The 3,816-nt window shown below is 75.7% G+C and carries 1 protein-coding gene; it reads right to left on the bottom strand.

Annotated features, from left to right (window positions below; genetic code table 11):
• Positions 1-3,816, bottom strand: a 3,816-nt coding sequence (locus tag Vgi01_RS30180) for a type I polyketide synthase (RefSeq protein ID WP_204293328.1), incomplete at both ends; no start/stop codon positions are given.

The raw sequence follows: 3,816 nt of genomic DNA, 5'->3' as shown, positions 1-3,816 counted from the left end.
TGGCCACCGCACCGGGAACGGTGCCGTCGGCCACCGCGTCGAGTCCGGCCAGCAGCTCCGCCCGACCCTCGCCCACGACCACCGCCTGGTGCGGGTGCCGGGCGCGCGCCGTCCCCAGCGTGTACGCCACGTCCCGCACGGGCAGCCCCGAGCTCAACGCCGTGCGCACCCGGGCGGCCTGGTCGCGTAGCGCGCCGGCGGACCGGGCCGAGATCACCAGCGGCACCGGCGCGGGCGGATCCGCCTCCTCCGGCGGCACCGGCCGCGGATCGCCGTGTTCGAGGATGACGTGGGCGTTGGTGCCGCTGATGCCGAAGGAGGAGACGGCGGCGCGGCGGGGTCGCCCGGTGTCGGGCCAGGGGTGGGCCTCGGTGAGCAGGCTGACCTGACCCTCGGCCCAGTCCACGTGGGGAGTGGGTTCGGCTACGTGCAGCGTCGCCGGCAGGGTGCCGTGTTGCATCGCCTGGACGACTTTGATGACTCCGGCGACACCCGCGGCGGCCTGGGTGTGGCCGATGTTCGACTTCAACGAGCCGAGGTGCAGGGGCGTGTCGCGGTGGTGGCCGTAGGTGGCGATGAGGGCTTGGGCTTCGATGGGGTCGCCGAGGCGGGTGCCGGTGCCGTGGGCTTCGACGAGGTCGATGTCGGTGGGTTGGAGGTGGGCGTTGGTGAGGGCGGTGCGGATGACGCGTTGTTGGGCGGGTCCGTTGGGTGCGGTGAGTCCGTTGGAGGCGCCGTCCTGGTTGACGGCGGAGCCGCGGAGGATGGCCAGGACGTGGTGGCCGTTGGCGCGGGCGTCGGAGAGGCGTTCGACGAGCAGCAGGCCCGCACCCTCACTCCACCCCGTACCGTTCGCCGAAGCCGAGAACGACCGGCAGCGCCCGTCCGGGGACAACCCCCGCTGACGGCTGAACTCCACGAACGTGTGCGGCGTCGCCATCACCGTCACACCGCCGGCCAGCGCCAGATCGCACTCGCCGCTGCGCAGTGACTGGGCGGCCAGGTGCAGGGCCACCAGAGAGGACGAGCAGGCGGTGTCCACGGTGACCGCCGGACCCTCCAACCCGAAGCTGTACGCCACCCGACCCGAGACCACGCTGGAGGTGTTGCCGGTGAGCAGGTGCCCCTCGAAACCCTCCGGGGCGGTACGCCACCGCGTCCCGTAGTCGCCGTACATGACGCCCGCGAACACACCCGTCCGGCTGCCGCGTACCGCGGTCGGGTCGATTCCCGCCCGCTCGAACGCCTCCCACGCCACCTCCAACAGCAGCCGCTGCTGCGGGTCCGTGGCGGTGGCCTCGCGCGGGCTCAGCGCGAAGAACCCGGCGTCGAAGTCGGCCGCGTCGTAGAGGAAGCCGCCGTGGCGGGTGTACGAGGTGCCGGCGTGTTCGGGGTCGGGGTCATAGAGCCGGCCCAGGTCCCAGCCCCGGTCGGTGGGGAACTCGCCGATCGCGTCCACACCGTCGGCCACCAGCCGCCACAGGTCCTCCGGCGAGGAGACACCACCGGGATACCGGCAGGCCATCCCCACGATCGCGATCGGCTCGTCGGTGCGGGTGGCCACTGTGGGCGTCGGTGCCGGCTGTGCGCTCGTCGTGGCGCCGAGCAGGTGGGCCACCACGGCGTCCGGCGTCGGATGGTCGAACACCAGCGTGGCGGGCACCGGCAGGCCGGTCGCGGCGGCGAGGCGGTTGCGCAGCTCCACCCCGCCGAGCGAGTCGAGCCCCAGGTCGCGGAACGGGCGGGCCGAGTCCACCCCGGCGGCCGACGGGTACCCCAGCACCTCGGCGACCACCGAACGGACCACCTCCCGCAGTTCGGCCTCGTCACGCGGTCGGCTTCCGGCGGGCGGCACGGAACGACGCGTGACCAGCCCCCGCAGCGCGGCGGGCAGCACGTCACGGCCGCGCAGCGCCGCCAGGTCCAGGCGTACCGGTGCGAGGACCGGACCCTCGTGCGACAGCGCGGCGTCGAACAGCGCCACGCCCTGCTCGACGGTCAGCGGCGGAAGCCCGTCGCGCCGCCACCGGGCCACGTCGGCAGCGGACAGCCCCGCCCCCATCCCGGTGTCCTCCCACAGACCCCAGGCCAGGGACAGCGCCGGTAGGCCGAGGGCGTGCCGGTGCGCGGCCAGCGCGTCCAGCGCGGCGTTGGCGGCCGCATACGCGCCCTGGCCGGCGGTGCCCAGCAGCCCACTGATCGAGGAGAACAGCACGAACGCCCGCAGGGGACGGTCCCGGGTCAGCTCGTGCAGGTGCCAGGCCGACTCGGCTTTGGTCGCGGCCGCGCGTACCTGCTCGACGGTCAGCGCGGACACCGTCGCGTCCCGGACCACCCCGGCCGCGTGCACGACCGCGTCGAGGGTGGGCAGGTCGGCGAGCAGGCGGGCCAGCGCCTCCCGGTCGGCGACGTCACATGCCCGCAGGTCGACCCGCGCGCCGTGGCCCGCCAACTCGTCGGCCAGCGCGGCCGCACCCGGTGCGTCCGCGCCGCGCCGGCTGACCAGCACGAGGTCCCGCACGCGGTGGGCGCGGACGAGGTGCCGGGCGACCAGTGCGCCCAGGGCTCCGGTCCCGCCGGTGACGAGCACGGTGCCGGACAGCGGCAGCCCCGGGTCGACGGGTGCGACGCGGGCCAGCCGGGGGACCCACCACGAACCGTCGCGCCAGGCCGCCTCGGGTTCGTCGTCCGGTACGGTCCGGACCGGGTCGTCGGCGTGGATCAGCACGAACCGGCCGGGGTGTTCGGCCTGCGCCGACCGGACGAGCCCGGCCGCACCGGTGCGGTCCAGGTGTGGCACCACCAGCGCGGTCGGCTCGGCGGCGTCCAGGCGCTCGTGGAGCATCACGAGCGCGGCCGTGGCGTCGGCGACCGGTTCGACGCGGATCTGCCGCCGGGCGTCCTCGGCCGGCACCCACCGGATCCGGTGCAGGTCCGTGGGGGCCGGCATGCGCGCGGGCCGCAGGTGCAGGCTGTCGGCGGTGGCGACCACCCCGTCGGCGTCGGTGAGGACGAGCGCCCGCTCGGGCGTCCAGTACGCGTGCAGCGCCCCGCTGGGCCGGCGGAAGACCGAGACGCCGCTCCAGCTGAACGGCAGGAGCGTCTCGTCGCCGTCCAGCACGATCGGGTGCAGAGCGGCGTCCACCTGCGCCGGGTGCAGCACGAATCCGTCGGGGCCGGCGGGCGCGGCGAGTTGCGCCACCACGTGCTGGCCGTGCCGGGCGGCGGTGGCGAGGCGGAAGGCGGGCCCGTACTCGTAGCCCTTGCCGGCCAACCGCTCGTACAGGTCGTCGACGTCGACCGGCGGGCCGTCCACGCGTGGGGGGACCGGGGGCGCCGGGGGCGCCGCCGTGAGCAGGCCGCTGGCGTGTCGGGTCCACTGCTCGGCGTCGTCGGCCCGCGCGTGCACGGCGACGGTCCGCTGCTCACCCGGCGGGCCGACGGTGACCCGCACCTGCGCCACGCCCTCGTCGGGCAGCACCAGCGGGGCCTCCAGCGTCAGCTCGGCCACCCGGGGCAGCCCGACGTCCCGGCCCGCCCACAGCGCGTACTCCAGCAGGGCGGTGCCGGGCAGCAACGCCCGGCCGAGCACCACGTGGTCGGCCAGCCAGGGGGCGGTACGCCGGGACAGCCGTCCGGTGTAGACGGTGCTGTCGTCGGCGAGCGTCACGGCGGCGCCCAGCAGCGGGTGATCGACCTCGCGCACACCCGAGTCCGCGCCCGGGGTGGCCCGGCCGCCGGTGAGCCAGTACCGGTCGCGCCGGAATGCCGTGGTGGGCAGCCGGACCGGGCGGGCGTGCGGGTACAGGCTGGCCC

It is taken from the genome of Micromonospora gifhornensis (assembly GCF_016863515.1).
In the GTDB taxonomy this organism is placed as follows: domain Bacteria; phylum Actinomycetota; class Actinomycetes; order Mycobacteriales; family Micromonosporaceae; genus Micromonospora; species Micromonospora gifhornensis.
The sequence above is the reverse complement of the archived record's forward strand: the minus strand, read 5'-3'. Positions and strand labels throughout refer to the sequence as shown.